The sequence below is a fragment of the Corynebacterium lowii genome, from assembly GCF_001412085.1.
GTDB lineage: Bacteria > Actinomycetota > Actinomycetes > Mycobacteriales > Mycobacteriaceae > Corynebacterium > Corynebacterium lowii.
In genome coordinates this window covers 74,512-91,864 of the sequence record NZ_LKEV01000008.1, presented here as the reverse complement: position 1 = coordinate 91,864, position 17,353 = coordinate 74,512, and the positions used below count along the sequence as shown (strand labels likewise).

Genomic DNA, 17,353 nt, shown 5'->3' with positions numbered 1-17,353 from the left:
AGTTTTGCCAGGCGGGCGGCGTTAATGGATTTCACTGCACCAATTGCATTGCGCTCAATGCAGGGGATCTGCACGAGTCCGCCCACGGGGTCGCAGGTTAGCCCGAGGTTGTGTTCCAAGCCGATCTTGGCTGCGCAGGTCACCTGCTGCGGGCTGCCCTCTAGCACGGCGCAAAGCCCGGTGACATTTTCCTCGCCGGCCGTCATGATCTGGGGCAATGCTCGAACAACCTTAAGGCGAAGAGCCGCTAAAACCTTCCGATGAGGTATAGCTTCAAACTTGAAGCCAGAAAAACCCTCCACACCGATGAATGTGCTGGCACCCGAGTAGGGGTTTACCATTCCGACAGGTGAGGAGGACGCGGGGCGCTGCCTTTAGGAAAGCGGCGGCACGGGGGCAAAGCCACCCAGCAGGCTATTGATCGTAGCGATGTAGTAGGAGGCCATATCCCCCGCGACGTCGAAAAGGCCCAAGCTCACGCTCAGCATGTTTTCTCCTCTGATAGTGGTTTTTGCTTAGTGTAGAACACCGCGCGGGGGAATACCACGAGGGATAGCGCCATATAGCGCAATACAGCGATTGGAAAACCTACACCGCGGCGATGAGCAGGAACACCGTGGCCAGCAGAGGGAAGGAACCCTGCTTGATGGCGGCGGAGCGGTGCGGCTTGGAGGAGACGAAGAGCACGGTGGCGGCGGCGAGCATGGGAACGACGCCGGCCAGGCCCAGGGTGATTCCCACGGTGCGGCTCCAGATGAGGGCGATGAGCCCGGCAAAGACGAGCACCGCTAGGAAGAAGTTATAAAAGCCTTGGTTGTAGGCGTTGAACTTGGTGAGGCGCGCTGATTCCGGGGTGGTGCCAAAGAGCGCTCGGGCTTTATCGCCTTCCCAGGCGAAGGATTCCAGATAGAAGATGAATACGTGAACCAGGGCCGCGAGGGTGGCAAAGATAAAGCCCAGAGCGAGCATGAGTGTCCTTTCATTAAGGGCGCGCCCAGGGGTATGCCTCAAGCGCGGTGATATGTCCACAACTATAAACCACTCAGGAGTGAGGTTTATTCCTGTTCAGTACTCGGCTGCTCTTCCGGGGTAGAGGAATCCCGAGCATAGGAATCCTGGGTGCGGGAAGCAGTATCGCGGCTGCGGCGGGCGGCGGAATGGCGGCCCACGTAGGGCTCCGGGCGTTGCGGGCGGGGGAGGTGCTGGAGCAAGTCACGGGAGCGTCGATAGTTGCTCCGGTACCACTCGTGCAGGTCGAAGGCCTCGGCAGATGGACGCGGGGCGCTCTGGGCCTCGCGTCCCATCCCTCCGAGCCGTGAAGAAGGGGGCACAGAAGAGGACGCACCAGAGAACACGGCGCCCGCCAGGAAAATGACGGGAATAAGCACGGCTGCTAGCAACTCTCCCCACGGCGAAGCCCAGCCGTGGCCATCGAAGTTGGTGGTGGAGGCCAGCGGCCAAAACAGCAGGGGTGCGGTAAACACCACGGCGGTCCACAGAACATCCTGGTGGAGCTGCGTGCGCGCCATCGCCAGTATCCCCATGACGGGCAGAAGCAGCACGAGCAGGGAATGAGACCACAGCAGCGGGGAGGCGAGGTAAGCCGCGCACAGCCAACCCACGAGCAGAATCTCCAAGGCGTAGCGGGAGTGAACCCACGCCGCCCAGCAGGTAGCCGCGGCGAGGAGAAGGGCCATGAGGGCGGGCAAAAGATTCACCCATAGGGGAACTTCGGTGAGAATGTGGGCGGTGGTCCCGCTGGGCAGGGGCTCCCGGTGCCCCATGACGATGGAGCTGAGCGCATGATTTTCCCGGTCCACCAGCGCTCCACCGATCACCTGCCGCAGGGCGGAGACCCATTCACGCACGCTGGCGAGCCCAGTCAAAAGAGAGGAGAGCACAACCATCGCCCCGGCGCTTACCGACGCCCACGCGGCCGAAAGCCGGGTGCTGGGCCATAGCAGGAGGGGCAGCACGAGAACCAAGGGGGTGAGCGTAAAAGAGGAAGAAACGCCGAGTATGACCCCCGCGCGCACCGGGTAATCGCGCGCCGCGGTGAGCGCCCAGATTCCGGCTGCCAGGGCGAGGGGGTTGATCTGACCGTGAGCACCCGCTACCTGGAACGCCGCGCTGAACCACAACAAAGTGGAAAGGGGAATGAGCCACATCAGCGGCATGGCATGCCGGAACCACAGGGTATAGGCAGAGGCCACGAGGGCTACCAGGGCGAAACCCTGGGCGGCGGCGAGCAGGAACTCCGCCACGCCGAAGGACATGACCGCCGTGATGGGTGCCATGAGCGCGCCGAGGAAGGGAAGGTAGAGGAAGGGGCGGCCGTCGTAAGCCGAAAAATCGTAGAGGCGGGCCGTATCGCCTGAACGCACGAGCTCGCCAGCCGTCCAGAGGGTAGAAAGATCGCTGCTATCGCTTTTGGTAATCCACAAGATGGCGTTGAGAACACCAAAAAGAATGGCCACGAGGAGCGTGGCCGGGTTCCATACTGCGGGGGAACGCATTTAGGGCACGATCCTTTCCAATTGGTGCTGATCCGCGGCGATGGTGCCGGGATCGGGGCTCAAGGCGGTGTCGTAGGTGCTTCTATCGCCCTGCGATCGACGCCGCCTTGACAGCCGTGGCTTTCCGCCGCGCCGGGGGCGGAAGCGGGAGTGGGAACGCAGCGGTGTGGTGTGCTCGGCAGCCTGTCTGCTGGTGCGCGGCGCCCCCACCACCAGGAGGAAGAGAATGAGATGCAGGGTCAGGGAGACGAGCCCCAGCCATTGCACATAGAAGGGAGATTCCTGGGCCAAGGGGGGCAGCAAAAGCGCGGTAAATAAAGCCAGGGCCGGGTACACGTACTTGGCTCGGTGGCGCGGGGTGAAGGCTAGGGTGCCCATGATGGGCAGGGCCACGATGATGAGGTAGTGCGTCCACAGGATGCTGGCGGTGAGGGTGGCCACGGTAAAGCCTCCCACGGAAAGAATCTCAAAGGCGCGGGCGCGATTACGCAGGGCGGCCCAGCACACGCCGATGAGGCCCAGCACCGTGACCACGCGGGGAATAACGGCGATCCACGTGGGAATATCCTCCACGATGGGAACGAAAAGATCCTCCGTGCGCTTTCCCAGCTGCACGGTGCGATCCACGCTGGGCTCCAAGAACACGGAGACGAAGCTCTGATTCACCTTATCCACGATGCCGCGGCTATTGAGCCAGCCGAGGGTGTGCATCCACTCCTGGAATACCGCTGCGCCGCCGAGGAAGAAGGAAAGCCCCACCATGATCGCGGCGGTGAGCGCCGTAATGAAGGCGGTGCGGCGGGTGGAGCGGAACATTCCCAAGGGGAGAATCAGGCTCAGCGGGGTGAGCTTGATGGCGGCGGCAATGCCCAGCACGATCCCGGAAATGCGGGGCCGGTGTGCGGCCATCGCCAGGCCATAGGCGATGGCGGCGAGGATGAGCGGGGTGGTCTGCCCGATATTGGAGGAGAGTTGGAAGGCGGCGGTGAGCCACAGTAACAAGGTGGCGGCGGCGAGGTAGGGCAGCCTCATGGGTTTTTTGAACCACAGGGTATAGGAGGAGGCCACCAAAACCACCAGGCAAAAGCCCTGGGCAAAGGTGAGAATCACCTCTGCGGTGCCGTAGCTCATAATCCTGGTGAGGATGGAGGTAAACCAGGCCACCAGGGGAATGTGCACGAAGGGGTGGGGGAAGGTGTAGTTATCGTTGTCCTCTATGTAGGAGACCCAGACGCGCTCGGTCCAGCGGGAAAAATCCTTCTCCCAGATGTCATAGAGAAGGTGCGTATCACCCCGCACCACCATCTCCCCGGCGATCCAGAGCGAGGCCCAGTCATCCGTGGATTGGCGCTGAAACCACATCGCCGCGTTAACCACCCCAAAGAGCAAAGCAAAGAGCAAGGTGAGGGGTGTGAAGACGCGGGTCCGAGGGGAAGAGCGGCGTGGCATACAGGTACTTTTCGCAAATATGGGAGGCGGGAACTCGGGGTGGACTCAATGAGTCTTATAGGAGTTATCGCTAGGGACTTCATTGATGTTAGCGCCTGGGTGGAGCGCCGGGGCAATAATCTTAGTTTTGTCGGGATACGGTGTTTACGAGTACATCCCGGTCAGGGTAGTGTTCCCTTACTAAGGCCTCCCTTAAGATATGAGGTCGCGTATTTTTCGCTGAGAGGAACCCCGTATGCGCTCCGCATCGCCTTGGAAGATCATGGCGGCTTCGATGGCCGTCGCCGGACTCACCCTCGTGACAGCACCGGTAACGGGGCCGCCCGCCATGACCTCCGTGGCACACGCGGAGCAATGTCGCACGCTCAACGCCGGCCATATGGATTGGGGTATCAAGCAATCCTTCCGCAATTACCTCACCGGCCCTATCGCTATGGGCTCCTGGGAGCTCGATGGCGCGGAGTTCCACGGGGAAGAAAAGGGGGAGGGCGGTGCCTTCCGCTTTGCGGCCGATCCCTCGGCAGCCGCCATTGAGGGGGATAACGCCGATATTCCGCTGCTCGGCTCCGTGCGTATGAGCGGACATTTTGGTGCACTCAGCATCACCATGAGCGATCTAGAGGTGCAGATTCGCGGCAACCAGGGGCAGATTCTTGGGCGCATGGGCAGCGATTCCCCCGAACTGCTTTCCAGCGTGCTGGGTCTGGGTGGCGGCAGCGGGGAGCGCGTGCCTCTGGCCGTACTCGACCTGGATAAGCCGCTTTCCCAGTCCCTCGACGAGCAGGGCAACGCTCTGATAACCGCCGCCACTCGCCTCACGGAGGAGGCTAATCAGGCCCTCGGTGGAAACTACGGGGAGGGGAATAACCAGGGCGATCCCATGATCCTGCAATTGAGCACCGCCGCAGGCCAAGGCGCGTGCGGGCAGGTGGACGCGGGGGCACAGATCGCCCAGGCACCGGGGGAATCGGCACCGGGAGCGTCCACGCCGGGGGAGTTCACCCCCGCGACGTCGCCAAGTGCTGAGCCCACTGCGGCTCCGGCTGCCTCGCAGCCCGCACAACAAGCCCCGCAATCCGCGCAGTGCTCCCAGGTCACGGCGGCGTCGGCGGGCTGGGGTATCAAGCAGTCCTTCCGCAATTACCTCACCGGCCCCATCGCGCTCGGCGGCTGGGACCTCGACGGCGTGGAGTACCAGGGCTCCCAGGGCGGAGCGGACGGCCAATTCCTGTGGACCTCCCCGCAGGGCAGCGCCACAGTCACCGCCGAGGGCGCGGATATACCGCTGGCCGGAACCGTGAAACTCCACGGCCACCTGGGTCTGCTCAGCATCGAACTGAGCAATATGAGCGTGAAGGTGCGCGGCAACCAGGCCCAGATCATCGCGGACTTTAGCTCCAATACCGTCAATCGTCCCACCGCCGATGCCAAGGTCACCGGCCAGGAAACCGGCACCCAGACCGCGATTGCGGAGTTCACCCTGGATACCCCGATCACGGAGCAAGCCCTGGCCTCCGGGGAGGTGCGCCTGCACGGCAGCGGCTACATCACCGCCGAGGGCAACCGTGCCTTTGGTGGCAACTACGGCGAGGGCAATAACCAGGCCGATCCCCTGGACGTGACTGTGAAGGCAAGCGGGGCGGAGGGCTGCGCCACCGACCTCAGCCAGTACCAGCCCAGCAGCCCCGCCAGCAATGGCGCCGCCCAAGACACCGGAACCGCCCAGGGCACCCAGGGATCACAGGGCTCGCAGAACGACGCCGCCCCGGCCCTCAATGTGGGCGCACCCGGCGCCAGCAACACCGGCATGGCCAGCAAGGCGAGCCCCGCCGCGCCAAACGCGGGGACGGGGAACTCTGGGGCGGCGTCGGCAAGCAATACCTGCAACGCCGAGGCCACCAAGGCTGTATCCGATGCCCGCCTGGGCTGGGGCGTGAAGGATTCCTTCCGCACCTATGTGCGCGGCCCCATCGCGCATGGCGGCTGGCGGCTCAGCGGCGCGGAGGAATCGGGCGGGGCCTTTGTGTTTAGCGGCAATAGCGGCGCGGTGGATACCACCGCCGGGCGCGGCACGATCAGCCACGGCGGCGCGGTGACGTTCTACGGCCACGATGGGGTGCTCAATACCACCATTGCCAACCCCGAGGTGCAGTTTGAGGGTGGGGCGGGCACCCTGGTTGCCCAGGTGACCTCGAATGATACCGAGGGCAATCCCGTGGATTACGGCCGCATCGCCGTGGCCGACCTCGCCGTGAATACCTCCGTGAATGGCGACGTCCTGGACGGCACCGCCGCCGCCTCGCTGACGGCCGCCGGTGCTCAGGCCTTGGGGAACTTCTACCCCGCCGGTACGGAGATGGCCCCCGTGAGCTTCAAAGCGGCGCTGTCCGGCAGCGCCGATTGTGGGGCCGTGACCGGGGCGGAGGCCGCGAGCAGCGCCGGAGCGGGTGCCAAGACCCTCTCCAAGGAAGAGATTGCCAAGCTGAGCAAGGAGACCGAGGCCCCCACCACGGAGGCCGAGACCCCGGTGGAGATGAATAACCAGGGAACCGGCTCGCGCACCAGCCTGCTCGATAGCGAACAGGAGCAGCCGCGCAGCGTGGCGATGGCGCTGGCGGAAAACCCCATGACCCCGCCCTCGCTGGCGGTGGTGTTCCTGGGCCTGGTGGGCCTGGGCGTGTACCTCTTCATGGGAACCCGCGCGACGAAGAAGGTGGAGGCAAACGATGAATAACAAGAAAATCCTGATTGCCCTGGTCACGGCCCTCACCCTCACGTTAGGAGCCTGTAGCACCGCCACCAACAATGGGCAGGAGGTAAACGCCACCAACCAGGTAGAGCAACTGCCCCCGCGCAGCGAGGCGCTGAACCCGCACGAACTCACCGGGCCTTCCTCCGCACAGCCGGTGGGGGACATCGAGCCGGTGACCGATTCTCCCTCCCCGCAATTGCCGGTGAGCTTTAGCGACGCCACGGGCACCACTGTGGAGGTCACCGACGTATCGAGGATTCTGGCCCTGGACCTCTACGGCACGCTTTCGCGCACCGTGAGCGGGCTGGGCCTGGGCGATAACCTCGTGGGCCGCACGGTTTCTTCCGAGGAGCCCGCCCTGGCAGATCTGCCCGTGGTGACGGAAAGCGGCCACAGCCTCAACGCCGAGGCCATCTTGCAGCTGCGCCCCACCGTGGTGCTGGTGGATGATTCCGTGGGGCCACCCGAGGTGATTCAGCAGCTGCGCGACGCCGGTGTCCCCGTGGCCGTGCTCGATCCTCGCCGCACCCAGGACTCCCTGGAAGATGACGTAACCCTGGTGGCCGGGGCGCTCGGCGTGCGCGAGGAGGGCAAGACCCTGGGTGAGCGCAGCCGCTCCCAGATGGAGCAGGCCAGCACCGAGGTAAACGACCTCGCCCCCTACGGCGAGGAGCGCCTGCGCATGGCCTACCTCTATATGCGCGGCGATGGTGGGGTGTTCTTCATCCTGGGCGAGGGCAGCGGCGCGGATAACATGATTAAGGCCCTGGGCGGGCGCGATGTGGCCAGCGAGGCCGGGATTGTGGACGTCAAGCCCGCCAACGCGGAATCCCTGGCGGAACTCAACCCCGAAGTGATCGTGGTGATGGAAAAGGGCCTGGAATCGGCGGGCGGAATCGAGGGCCTGCTGGCCCGCCCCGGCGTGAGCCAGACGGAGGCGGGAAAGAACCGCCGCATTGTGTCCCTCCCCGATTCCGAGGCGATCTCGATGGGCCCGCAGGCCGGGCTCTCCCTGGTGCGCGCGGCCAAGGCCGTGTACCTGGGTGATAGCCAGTGAGGGAGGGCACCACCGATACAGCGGGGGCGTCGATAGCCGAACCCTCGGCCGTGGAGCAACCCTCCGCCCTGGAACGGCGCGGACGGGCGCGCCTTATCACCTTGGGCGTGCTCCTCGCGGCCCTGCTGGTCTCCCTGGCTGCGAACCTCGTGCTGGGGCAGTTCAGCCTCTCCCCATCCGAGGTGGTTTCGGCGCTGCGGGCAGGCCCCGGCGGGCAGGAGATAGCCACGAGCGTGATCTGGCAGATTCGCCTGCCCCGCATTGTGCTGGGCCTGCTGGTGGGCGCGGCCCTGGCCGTGGCGGGTACCCTGCTCCAGGGGCTTTTTGGTAATCCCCTGGCGGAACCCTCCGTGATCGGCGTGACCTCCGGGGCGGGGGTGGGCGCGGCCGCAGGTATCGTCTTTGGTCTGAACTTCGCGGGCATGGCCACCATTCCCATCCTGGCCTTTATCACCGGGCTCATTACCGCGGCGGCGGTCTACCGCTTGGCCTCCTTTGACGGGCAGGTGCGGGTGGTCACGCTCATTCTCACCGGCATTGCCGTCAATGCCGTGGCAGGGGCCGTGATCTCCGTGTTGATCTTCCTGGCACCCACCTCGGCGCGCGAGCAGATCATTTTCTGGCAGATGGGTTCGCTTAACGGGGCGCTGTGGCAGCAGGTAGCCACCGTGGCCCTGCCCATCGTGGTGTGCGCGGCGGCGGCCTGCCTGATCGCCCCGCGCCTGGACGTGCTCAGCCTGGGCGAGCGCGCCGCCGCGCACGTGGGCCTCAACGTGGGGCTGAGCCGCCTGCTCATCGTGGGGCTCTCGACGGCGCTGGCGGCACTCGCGGTGGCCTTCGCCGGGGTGATCGGCTTCGTGGGACTCATCGTCCCGCACATTCTGCGCCAGGCCATCGGCCCCTCTCACGGGTGGCTCATGGCCCTATCCTGCCTGGGCGGCGGGGTACTGGTCACCCTCTCCGACCTTGCCGCGCGCACCCTCATTCCCTTCGCGGACCTCCCCATCGGTGTCTTTACCGCCCTCGTGGGCGGGCCTACCTTCTTTATTCTGCTGCGCCGCAGCCTGCGCCGGGGAGGCCACGCATGAGTTATCTGCTAGAGGCCCGCAACCTCAGCGTGCGGGTGCGCGAGCGCGAGTTGCTTCACGACGTCTCCGTGGGCGTTCGCCCCGGCGAGGTACTGGGGCTCATCGGCCCCAACGGGGCGGGAAAGTCCACGCTGCTGGCGGCGCTGGCCGGGGATCTTTCGCCGGCGGCGGGAACGGTGCTCTTGGACGGCAAACCCCATGCCGAGTATCGCCCCCGCGAGGCCGCGCGCCTGCGGGCGGTGATGACGCAGGACACCACGGTTTCCTTCGCCCACCTGGTGCGCGATGTGGTGGCCCTGGGGCGCACACCTTGGCCGCGCGATACCCAGCGCGACGCCGCGATGGTGGATTATGCCCTGGACACGGTGCAGGTGCGCCACCTAGAAGATCGGGAGGTCACCACCCTTTCCGGCGGGGAACGCGCGCGGGTGGCCCTGGCCCGTGTGCTGGCCCAGGAGGCGCGCTGCGTGCTTCTCGACGAACCCACGGCGGCGATGGACCTGGGCCACCAGGAACACGCCCTGCTTTTGGCGCGGCACCTGGCCGATACCGGCATCGGCGTGATCGTGGTGCTGCACGACCTGGCGGCGGCCACGCGGGTATGCGACCGCGTGGCGCTATTGTGCGCCGGGGAATTGGTGGCGGTGGGCAGCCCCGCCGAGGTGTGCACCGCCCCGCGCCTGAGCGAGGTATATCAGTGGCCGGTGGCGGTGGGGGAGAGCCCCGAGGGTGGCCTGTGGATTCGCCCGCAGAGGGCGGCGCGGGTGGAGTTCCCGGCGAAACCCTAGCGTTCAAGCCCTAGCGGAAGGATTCTTCCGTTTTGGGGCTTTGAGGGGTGTGTGGGGCGCCTTTGAGGGCGGTTTCGGAATAATTCTTCCGTTTGGCCTCTCGGCGGGGTATTCTCGGAGGCAAAATACCTCTTTTCGGAAGGATTCCTCCGAATCATGCTCGATATATCCACCAGTGCCCAGGAGATCGGGGCCGCCGTGCGCACCGCGCGCAAGGAATACCTGCTCACTCAGCAGCAACTAGCCGAACTCGCCGGTCTTTCCGACCGCACCGTGCGGGAGATCGAAAAGGGAACGGGCACTCCCGGACTCAAGGCCGTGCTCACGGTGCTGGCCGTGCTGGGTTTGAAGATAGAGGTGGCGGAATGAGGGACTTATCCGAGTTGCGCCTGTGCCGGGAGGCGGATGTGTACAAGCGCGGCGCGCTTGCGGCCACGCTTCGGCGCAATGACGCCGGAGAGGTGGAGTTCCGCTATCGCCCGGAATACTCAGGTCCACAGATAGCGCACACTCTTCCGCGGGTGGAGGGGCCGGTGATCCGCGCCGGTGGCGGGCTCCCTCCCTTCTTCACGGGTCTGCTCCCGGAGGGGCACCGCCTCACCTTGCTTCAAAGAGCAACAAAAACCTCCCTCGATGATGAACTCACCCTGCTCTTGGCCGTGGGGGCGGATACTCCGGGAGATGTACAGGTGGTGCCCGCAGGTAGCCCCGTGGAAGTGCCGGAGCCGTTGGTTCATCAGCAGCCGGAGGAGCTGGATTTTCTCGAAGTCACCGGAAAAACCGATGCTTATGCCCTGGCTGGGGTGCAAAATAAGGCCTCTGCCTCAATGGTGAATATGCCATTACAGATGGGCCAGCACCACGCGATCCTCAAAATTGACCCGCCCGAACACCCGCACCTCGTGCTCAATGAGGCCCTTCACCTCCGCCACGCGGTCACGATGGGGCTACCCGTGAGCCAGCACCAGGTGGTGCGTGATCGCAATGGTGTGTCGGGTTTGCTCGTCACGCGCTTTGATCGCCGCGCGGATCAGAATGGAAAAATCACGCGCCTGGCAGTGGAGGATGCCGCACAAATATTGAATATTCTTCCGGCCGCCAAATACGGGGTGGACGCGGAAGAGGTGGTGCGGGCCGTGGCCTCTCGTACGCAGGCGCCGCTGATTGCCACCCGTAATCTGTATATGCAATTTCTCTTTGCCTGGCTCACCGGCAATGGGGATCTGCACGCCAAGAATATCTCCCTTTTGCAGGATGAAAAGGGCCGGTGGAATATCGCGCCCATCTACGATGTGCCTTGCACCGTCTTATATCGGGATATGACGATGGCCCTTCCCCTTTCGGGGAAAATGAAGAATCTCAAAAAGCAGCACTGGGATGATTTTGCCGCCTCCATCGGCCTACCCCAGGCGGTAGCTCACAGCGCTAATGAGGTGGTTCTTCGGGCCGCCGCCGTAGACTTATCGTTCTTGCCGCTGAGCGGTTCGCCCCTGCACTGGGCACAAGAGGAAGCACAGCGGGAGTTGGAGCGCCGCAGAATGAGGTTCGCCTGAAAAGGACCACCCGTGTCCCACCCCTCTGTTATCTTCGTGCCATGCCTGATTTTTCCCTCACAACACAGGACCTCCAAGCCCTGCGCGCCAGCGCCGATACCCCGCAGGTGCGTTTTGCCACTAACGCCGTGACCACCACGGATGTGGACGAGGTGGCCTTTAATCGCCGGGCGATGGTGGCGCTCAATCCCGCGGTGGAGACCAAATTAGATTCCCTGAAAGTCACCGATCAAAAGCAATCCGGCCGCTGCTGGATGTTCGCGGCGCTCAACGTGTTCCGCCACCGGATTGCCAAGAATCTAGGTATACAGGACTTTGAGTTTTCCGAGGCCTACCTTCAGTTTTATGACCTCTTGGGCAAGGCGGAGATTTTTCTTGACGCGATCTCGGAGGAACTTGATGACTTCGAATCCCGCCGCGCCTTCCACCTGCTGCAAGCGCCGGTGAGCGATGGTGCCGAGTGGAACTACGCGGTGAACCTGGTGGAAAAGTACGGCGCGGTGCCCAAGTACGCCATGCCGGAGACCCATTCCAGCTCCCATACCGCGCACCTGCGCCGCGATATTAATACCGTGCTGCGCCGGGGCGTGGCCCGCCTGAGCCGAGGGGAGGGCAGCAAGGAGGAGATTCTGCGCGATGTGCACCGTATCCTCGTGATTCACCTGGGCGTGCCACCGGAGAGTTTTGTGTGGCAGTACCGGGATAAGGAGGGCGAGTTTCACCGGGAAGGGGAGATCACCCCGAGAGAGTTTGCCACGAAGTACCTGCCCCGGGACTTAGGCGAGTACGTGGTGCTCGGCCACGACCCGCGCCCGGAGCGTGAGGTGGGGGTGCGCTACAGCATTGATACCCAAACGAGCGTGCCCGGAACGGACTTCTTTACCTACCTCAACGCGGAGCTTGCCGACGTCACGCAGGCGGCCGTCGATAGCGTGCGTGCGGAGGAGCCGGTGTGGTTTGCCTGCAATGTGGACGCTCAGTTCCACCGGGATATGGGGGTGTGGGACGTAGACGTCTTTGAGCGCGATGCCCTCTACGGGGTGGATACCACCACGACGAAGGCGCAGCGCATGGGTACCTGGGAATCGGTGCTCACGCACGCGATGGTGCTCAGTGGCTATGACCCCGAACCTGCGCGCTGGCGAGTGGAGAACTCCTGGGGTGAGAAGAATCAGAGCGCCAAGAATGAGGCGGCGGATAAGGGCTACGCCACGATGTCTCAGGCGTGGTTTGACCAGTATGTGTTTGCCGTGGTGGTGCACCCGAAGCACCTGCCCGAGCACCTGCGTGCGGCACTATCCACGCCGCCGGTGACCCTGCCGGTGTGGGACGCGATGGCTTAAGCGAGAACGGAGAAGAAAAACAATGGATTACACGCAATGGAACCGTGAATACGCCACCGCTATCGACGCCGACCCCGCCCTGCGCCTGGCCGCTAACGCGGTGGCAGGCACCGATATTGACCGCGTGGCGCTGAATCGGCAGGCCGTGGTGGCCCTGGATTCCTCGGTATCGCACAAGGTGGACGATTGGGCCGTGGCTAACCAGAAGCGCTCCGGGCGCTGCTGGATTTTTGCGGGGCTTAATTCCCTGCGCGGGGAGGTGATGGCGCGCCACAAGATTAAGGACTTTGAGTTCTCCCAGGCCTATATCCACTTCTACGACAAGCTGGAAAAGGCCAATTACTTCCTCACCTCTATGCAGGAATTGAGTGAACGCGAACTTGACGATCGCACCGTCTCCCACCTCCTGCGCACCCCCATTGAGGATGGCGGCCAGTGGAACATGTTTGTTTCCCTGGTGGAGAAGTACGGGGTGGTACCCAAGTACGCCATGCCGGAGACCCATTCCAGCTCCCATACCGCCAAGCTCAACCGTGACCTCAATACCGTGTTGCGCCGTGCGGCGCTGCGCCTGCGCGAGGCAGCAGAAGCAGAGGCGTCGGCAGCCGTGGAAGAACAGCAGGAGGTACACCAGGAAACCCTGCGCGATGTGTACCGCATCCTCACCATTCACCTGGGGGTGCCGCCGGAGAGTTTTGTGTGGCAGTACCGGGATAAGGAGGGCGAGTTTCACCGTGAAGGCGAGCTAACCCCGAAGGAGTTTGCCTCCATCTACCTGCCGCCGGACTTGGGCGAGTACGTGTGCGTGGTCAACGATCCCCGCCACCCCTATCGCGCCCGCTACACGGTGGATTACCTGGGCAATGTGGTGGGCGCGGGAGCGGTGACCTACCTCAACGCCCCGATGGAGGTGCTTAAAAAGGCCGCGGGCGCTGCCGTGGCGGAGGGCCTGCCCGTGTGGTTTGGCTGCGAGACCACCCGCCAGGCCGATAGGGAAACCGGCTTTTGGGCGGCCGATCTCTACGACTACGAGGGCTTGTACGGGGTGCCCATGCAGATGAGCAAGGAAGAGCGCCTGCGCACCGGGGAATCCCTCATGGAACACGCGATGGTGCTCACCGGCGTGGACCTGAGTGCGGAGGGCACCCCGCGCCGCTGGCGGGTGGAGAACTCTTGGGGCGATGAGAAGGCGGAGAAGGGCTTTTGGACTATGGACGATTCCTGGTTTGACCCGTACGTCTTTGAGATCGCCGTGCCCCCGCGTTTTCTACCCGAAGAGGTGCTGCAAGCCAGGGATTCCGAGCCGGTGGCGCTGCCCGCCTGGGACCCGATGGGCGCCCTGGCCTAAGCGGTAAGCCTAAGAGGCCAAAGTGCCCGGAGCGGCCAAAGAGCCCCGCCTTAGCACCCTCTAGTGCCCCTCCCCAAAGGGCGTGCGGCGGGGATTGCCCTGGAAGCACCAGGCGGTTATGGCGGCGAAAACCGCCCCCACCACCGCGATGATGCACAGGATAACGAGGTAAGAGCTATCAAAGGCGTCCTCGTAGGTGGCTCCGCCCTCCGTGAAGGCCTTGAGAAAGGTGGGTAGCAGGCTGCCGAGAATCGCCACGGAGAGCAGGCTGCCGAACTCGTAGGAAACCTCCTCCACGCTAGAGGCCATGCCCGCCCGCTCCCTGGGTGCGGAACCGATGATGGCGGTGGAAGAAACGGACATGGCCGCTCCCATCCCGGCGCCCGCCAGCGCGATACCGAGGAGGAAAATCGGCATGGAATCCGCCCACAGCCCCACGGCGCTGACCAAGACAGCCCCGGAGATGAGGCCGAATCCCCCGGTGATGAGCGTGCGGAATCCCAGCCGGTGCAGATAAGCACCGCCCAGGATAGAAAGCGGCATGGCGGCCACCGCCGCGAGCGCCACCACGAGCCCGGCGTGCAGGGGGCTATAACCCAAAGCGAGCTGAAAGCGCTGGGTCGTGGTGAGTTCCAGCCCGGACATGGCAAACATCGCCCCCGCAGCCGCGAGCACCCCGCCGCTGAACATGCGGTTGCGGAAGATGGCGGCGTCGAGAAGCGGCACGGCAAGGCGGCGCTGCCGGAGGGTAAAGCAGGCCCCGGCAACCACCACTACCAGCAGCGATACCGCGAGCAGACCCCACTGGCGCGGGGAGTGGGCGGCCTCCTTAATGCTCATCACCAGCCCGGAGACGGTCAGGAGGGCGAGGAGGGAAGAAAGCCAATCCCAGTGGGCGGCGGGGTTGGGTTGGTTGGGCGGGGCGAGAATGAGGGCCGCCACCAGGGCGATGAGGCCCACGGGAACGTTGATGAGAAAGACGGAGCCCCACCAAAAGGCCTCCAAGAGCGCGCCGCCGATGACCGGCCCCGAAGCCGCACCCACCACCGCCACGGAACCCCAGATGCCGATGGCGGTGCTGAGTTCGCGCTCGTTGCGGAAGGTCACGCGGATGAGCGCGAGGGTGGCGGGCATCATGGTGGCCCCGCCCAGGCCGAGCAGCGCGCGGGCAGCGATGAGCGCTATCGCGGTGGGGGAAAACGCGGCGGTCAGCGATCCAAGGACGAAGATACTCAGGCCCACGAGGAACATGCGGCGGTGTCCAATGCGATCGCCCAGGGTGCCGGTGCCCAGCAGGAGGCCGCTGAGCACGAGCGGGTAGGCGTTGATAATCCACAGCGCCTGGCGCTCGGTGGTGTGAAGTTGCTCCTCTAGCTGGGGGAGCGCGGTAAAAAGCACGGAGTTATCCATGCCGATGAGAAAGAGGCCGGTGCTGATGACCGCGAGGAAGGTCCATCGCTGCGCGGGTGTGGTGTTCGCTGCTCCGGGACTGTGTTGCATGGGAAGTTACTGTACCCAATGGACGGTCATGGCGTGCGGTGGCATTGCGCGGCATACTTGGATATATCCACATAAACAAACATCAAACGGAAGCGAACTCACGGGGTTCATGCTTATCGACTGCTTATCGACGCCCCGGAGAACGCTCCCGTGGACATAGCGGAAGGAGAGCGCAGAGATGGCTAAGAATTACGCTCACGTGCTGGTAGAGGCCCTGGAGCGCCAGGGTGTCAAGCGCATTTACGGGGTGGTGGGCGATTCCCTCAACCCCATCGTGGACGCCGTGCGGGATTCCAGCATCGAATGGATCCACGTGCGCAACGAGGAGGCGGCGGCCTTCGCCGCCGGGGCGGAATCTCTCATTACCGGGGAACTCACGGTGTGCGCGGGTTCCTGCGGGCCGGGCAATACGCACCTCATCCAGGGGCTCTATGATGCTCACCGTAACGGCGCCAAGACGCTGGCCCTGGCTAGCCATATTCCCTCCCGGCAGATCGGCTCACAGTTCTTCCAGGAGACGCACCCGCAGCAGATCTTCCAGGAGTGCTCCGGCTACTGCGAGATGGTGAACTCCCCGGACCAGGGCGCGGTGATTACCCACCACGCCATTCAGTCCACGATGGCGGGTAAGGGCGTATCCGTGCTGGTGATCCCCGGCGATATTGCCGCCGATGAGGTGGAGGACACCACCATTATTGATTCCGCTATCGCCTCCGGCTGCCCCGTGGCCTACCCGGATGCGCAGGAAGCCGCCGCCTTGGTGAAGGCCATTAACGAGGCTAAGACGGTGACCCTCTTTGTGGGCGCGGGCATCAAGAACGCCCGCGAGCAGGTGCTGCAACTGGCCGAAAAAATTAAGGCCCCCATCGGCCACGCCTTCGGAGGCAAGCACTATATCCAGTACGACAATCCCTTCGAGGTGGGCATGTCCGGCCTGCTCGGCTACGGCGCCTGCCATGAGGCCTCCCACGAGGCCGATCTGCTCATTCTCATTGGCACGGACTTCCCGTATAACGACTTCCTGCCCAAGAAGAACGTGGCGCAGATCGACGTCGATGGCTCCCACATCGGACGGCGCACCACCATCAAGTACCCGGTGGTGGGCGATGCCGCGGCGGTGATCGAGAATATCCTGCCGCATATCCAGGAAAAGACCGACCGCTCCTTCCTAGACAAGATGCTCAAGAAGCACTGCAAGGCCCTGGAAAGCGTGGTGGGGGCGTACACCCACGACGTCGAAAAGCACACGCCCATCCACCCGGAGTACGCGGCCTCCCTCATCGACGAACTCGCCGCCGAGGACGCCATCTTCACCGTGGACACCGGCATGTGCAACGTGTGGGCCGCGCGCTACCTCACCCCCAACGGCAAGCGCGTGGACATGGGCTCCTACCGCCACGGCACGATGGCGAACGCTTTGCCGCAGGCCATCGGCGCGCAGGCGGCCGACCGCAACCGCCAGGTGTGCACCTTTAGTGGCGACGGCGGCCTGAGCATGCTCATGGGCGAGCTCATCACCGTGAAGCAGCACGACCTGCCGGTGAAGATGTTTGTGTTCAACAACTCCTCCCTGGGCATGGTGAAGCTGGAAATGCTCGTGCAGGGCATGCCGGAATATGAGACGGACCATGACCACGTGAATTACGCCCAGATCGCACAAGGCGTGGGCATTAAGGCCATCCGCATCGAGGACCCGCGCGACCTGCGCGCCGGTATCCAGGAGGCGCTGGCTTACCCCGGCCCGGTGCTGGTGGATATGGTCACGGACCCGAACGCGCTCTCCATCCCGCCGAACATCACCTGGGAAATGCTCATGGGCTTCTCCAAGGCCGCCACCCGCACCGTCTTTGGCGGCGGCGTGGGCGCCATGCTCACGATGGCGCGCTCCAACCTGCGCAACATCCCGCGCAGCCTGTAGCCGGTTCGCCTTGACCTTCACGCCGCGTCAAGCTGCAGGAT

At 64.1% G+C, this 17,353-nt stretch carries 13 protein-coding genes and 1 pseudogene; 9 read left to right on the top strand and 5 right to left on the bottom strand.

Features of this window, described 5'->3' with window-relative positions:
* From Clow_RS10760 to Clow_RS10745, 4 genes and pseudogenes are all read right to left on the bottom strand, one after another.
* Positions 1 to 182: pseudogene (locus tag Clow_RS10760) on the bottom strand (L-serine ammonia-lyase, iron-sulfur-dependent, subunit alpha); the annotation flags it as partial.
* Positions 183 to 588: 406 nt separating this feature from the next.
* Complete coding sequence (locus Clow_RS10755) at positions 589 to 969, bottom strand: DUF1304 domain-containing protein (RefSeq protein ID WP_055179083.1); 381 nt, start codon at positions 967 to 969, stop codon at positions 589 to 591.
* 86 nt (positions 970 to 1,055) lie between these two features.
* Positions 1,056 to 2,516 (bottom strand): glycosyltransferase family 87 protein, encoded by a 1,461-nt coding sequence (locus Clow_RS10750; protein WP_055179078.1) that lies wholly within the window; start codon positions 2,514 to 2,516, stop codon positions 1,056 to 1,058.
* Positions 2,517 to 3,917, bottom strand: coding sequence for a glycosyltransferase family 87 protein (locus Clow_RS10745; RefSeq protein WP_169786586.1), 1,401 nt, complete (start codon positions 3,915 to 3,917; stop codon positions 2,517 to 2,519).
* 283 nt (positions 3,918 to 4,200) lie between these two features.
* Here Clow_RS10745 and Clow_RS10740 point away from each other — a divergent pair, with 283 nt between their 5' ends.
* From Clow_RS10740 to Clow_RS10705, 8 genes are all read left to right on the top strand, one after another.
* A complete protein-coding gene (locus Clow_RS10740) occupies positions 4,201 to 6,699 on the top strand; it encodes an HtaA domain-containing protein (protein ID WP_082418658.1) in 2,499 nt (832 codons plus the stop codon).
* Positions 6,692 to 7,774, top strand: a complete 1,083-nt coding sequence (locus tag Clow_RS10735; protein WP_055179072.1) for a heme/hemin ABC transporter substrate-binding protein — start codon at positions 6,692 to 6,694, stop codon at positions 7,772 to 7,774. The genes Clow_RS10740 and Clow_RS10735 overlap by 8 nt, the downstream gene beginning before the upstream one ends.
* 32 nt (positions 7,775 to 7,806) lie before the next feature.
* Positions 7,807 to 8,862 carry a FecCD family ABC transporter permease gene (locus tag Clow_RS10730; protein ID WP_370871902.1) on the top strand — a complete coding sequence of 352 codons (1,056 nt, stop codon included), beginning with the start codon at positions 7,807 to 7,809 and terminating at the stop codon, positions 8,860 to 8,862.
* Complete coding sequence (locus Clow_RS10725) at positions 8,859 to 9,650, top strand: heme ABC transporter ATP-binding protein (protein ID WP_069724627.1); 792 nt, start codon at positions 8,859 to 8,861, stop codon at positions 9,648 to 9,650. The genes Clow_RS10730 and Clow_RS10725 overlap by 4 nt, the downstream gene beginning before the upstream one ends.
* A 156-nt stretch (positions 9,651 to 9,806) precedes the next feature.
* Positions 9,807 to 10,019: a type II toxin-antitoxin system Y4mF family antitoxin gene (locus Clow_RS10720; RefSeq protein ID WP_055179070.1), complete on the top strand. Its 213-nt coding sequence runs from the start codon at positions 9,807 to 9,809 to the stop codon at positions 10,017 to 10,019.
* On the top strand, positions 10,016 to 11,203 hold the full coding sequence (locus Clow_RS10715; protein WP_055179068.1) for a type II toxin-antitoxin system HipA family toxin: 1,188 nt from the start codon (positions 10,016 to 10,018) through the stop codon (positions 11,201 to 11,203). Before Clow_RS10720 ends, Clow_RS10715 begins: the two co-directional genes overlap by 4 nt.
* Positions 11,204 to 11,244: 41 nt before the next feature.
* Positions 11,245 to 12,546, top strand: coding sequence for a C1 family peptidase (locus Clow_RS10710; RefSeq protein ID WP_055179066.1), 1,302 nt, complete (start codon positions 11,245 to 11,247; stop codon positions 12,544 to 12,546).
* Positions 12,547 to 12,568: 22 nt separating this feature from the next.
* Complete coding sequence (locus Clow_RS10705) at positions 12,569 to 13,894, top strand: C1 family peptidase (protein WP_055179064.1); 1,326 nt, start codon at positions 12,569 to 12,571, stop codon at positions 13,892 to 13,894.
* 60 nt (positions 13,895 to 13,954) lie between these two features.
* Here Clow_RS10705 and Clow_RS10700 read toward each other — a convergent pair whose 3' ends face one another.
* Complete coding sequence (locus tag Clow_RS10700) at positions 13,955 to 15,394, bottom strand: MFS transporter (RefSeq protein ID WP_055179062.1); 1,440 nt, start codon at positions 15,392 to 15,394, stop codon at positions 13,955 to 13,957.
* A gap of 178 nt (positions 15,395 to 15,572) precedes the next feature.
* On the opposite strand from Clow_RS10700, the gene Clow_RS10695 reads away from it, so the two are divergent.
* Positions 15,573 to 17,312 (top strand): pyruvate dehydrogenase, encoded by a 1,740-nt coding sequence (locus Clow_RS10695; protein WP_055179060.1) that lies wholly within the window; start codon positions 15,573 to 15,575, stop codon positions 17,310 to 17,312.
* Positions 17,313 to 17,353: the final 41 nt, after the last annotated feature.